Raw genomic sequence first — 1,948 nt, forward strand, 5'->3', positions numbered from 1 at the left:
TAATTAGTATGTACAAACAACTGGAAAACAGTCATAAAAAAGGCATAGGACGAAACCTCCTATGCCATGACGCCGTTGTCCTAGGGAATATTATAAACCCTGTTTTTCATTTTCACAACTTGCTTTATCTCACTACATTGTAAAAGTTTTTTTTGCTTTTTTATACAAATTGCACAAGAAAATATACGTGTATACAATATACGGCCTCTTTGAAATATTACAGATAATCCTTCAGTACGCCAATGCTTTTCTCCTCAAAATCAATAAGCTGCTTTGCCAGAGCCACAGGCTTTTCCCCCGCCTCCGCATTATGCTTTAATACCTTGGACATCTCCAGTATGCCATTGTTGCTTCCCTTAATCATCAGCTCAGCAATATGCTCCGTGCTGGTGTTTAACAGCGTATTGTAATGAATGCCTGTTTTCAGCATAATATCAGCCAGATGATTCCCCCGATAGGACTCTGCCTTTGCCGCTATCAGCTGTTTGGAGGCTTCATTGTGCAGCTCTGAATATTTCACCGATTGTCTGGAAATCTGTAATGCCAGCCGTTCATCGTAAACCTTGTCCGATATGGTGTCAATGGCTTTCATTGCCATCTCCGTATTCCTTTGAATTTCCCGATATACTGCAACTTCCTGTGATTTCATAGGCCACCCCGCTTGTTTTGTGATTAAAAAATGCTTCCCATTGGGAAGCATTTCATTCCATTTGTATTCTTTGCAGTTATCCGAATATTATTCACAAAACGGGATTCTTCCTCATTATTGAACATATTCCGCCTTCACATATCCCACCTGGCCGTTGTAATTGATCCTGCACCAGCCGTTTTCATTGGCCAGAAGCTCAGCAGAATCGCCGCCAGCCAGCACACCCAGCTTTTCTGCCGTTTCACTGGCAGACGCGCGCACATTAATATTTGTGGTGGCTGTCACGGTTCCGATAACCGTTGCTCCATCGGAGCTTTCCGCGCTGGCCGCAGCCTGCAGAAACTCAGACTTGATATAGCCCTCCTGGCCCTCATAGAGCACCTTGGTCCATCCGTTCACACGTTCCTCCAGCACCTGCACGGTGGTTCCTCCGGCCACCTTTCCCAATCTGTCTGCCTGTTCGCTGTCAGAGACGCGCACATTCACAGTGGTGGTGGCTGTAGCGTACTGTACAGTGTTTTCCTGGGAAGCCTCCACATCGGTCTCACCTGCGGTCTCTCCCTCCTGAGCGCCTGCGGCTTCTCCGCCCTGCTCCTGGGTCTGGGCGTCCTCCCCGGATTGGGACTGCGAAGCAGACTGTTCCGCCAGAATCACTCCTACCTCCTTATTTACCTGCTGGTCCAGCTCGCTTAAGTATTCCAGAAGCTCCGGATGGTCCAGCATCAGCTGATTGTACTCCTCTGTAATCCGGTTGTTAAACTCCACCACATCGTCCTGTGCATTCACAGCCCTGATATATTCAATCACATCATCAGTATTTTCTCCCCGCTTAATATAGAGGGAGCCATTCTCGTCAGTACAGATGTAAAGAGCCTGATATCCCGGGAACTCCGCCGTCTGATTCTGGAAAATCACCCTGTAATAAACATAGGCGATGGTAGAGCCCTCCTCCGGTCCTGCCTTTGTGTAAATCTCCAGAGCCGGATAATTTTCAATATACTGTGCATTTACCTGAAAACGAATCAATTCTGTATCCGACATTTCATCGCAGATGCTTAAAATGGTATCCGTATCCCCCAAAGCCACCGCATTGTAGTAGGTTGCCACCAGGGAATAAATGTCGCTGTCCTCATTGGCCACCAGAGGAACCTCCTGCACCGTCTGCTCCTGGGTCTCCTGGGCAGCGGTCTCACTGGCGGAGGCGGTCTCCTGTTTTGTCTGCACGATTTCCGCAGGCGTCCCCCTCCCCACGTTTAAAGCAACGGTAACCGTAACAGCCACTGCCGCCACAATCACAAC

2 protein-coding genes are annotated in these 1,948 nt (G+C 48.3%); both read right to left on the reverse strand.

Features of this window, described 5'->3' with window-relative positions:
- Nucleotides 1–217 precede the first annotated feature (217 nt).
- On the reverse strand, nucleotides 218–649 hold the full coding sequence (locus tag AC1WIP_RS15200) for a hypothetical protein (RefSeq protein WP_481142619.1): 432 nt from the start codon (nucleotides 647–649) through the stop codon (nucleotides 218–220).
- Nucleotides 650–763: 114 nt separating this feature from the next.
- On the reverse strand, nucleotides 764–1,948 hold a 1,185-nt coding region (locus AC1WIP_RS15205), incomplete at its 5' end, for an SH3 domain-containing protein (RefSeq protein ID WP_481142620.1).

The organism is Acetatifactor sp. (assembly GCF_982438285.1).

Excerpts from the sequence above, each read along its gene's own strand:
- AC1WIP_RS15200 (WP_481142619.1), bottom strand. The coding sequence starts at position 649 with ATGAAATCACAGGAAGTTGCAGTATATCGGGAAATTCAAAGGAATACG.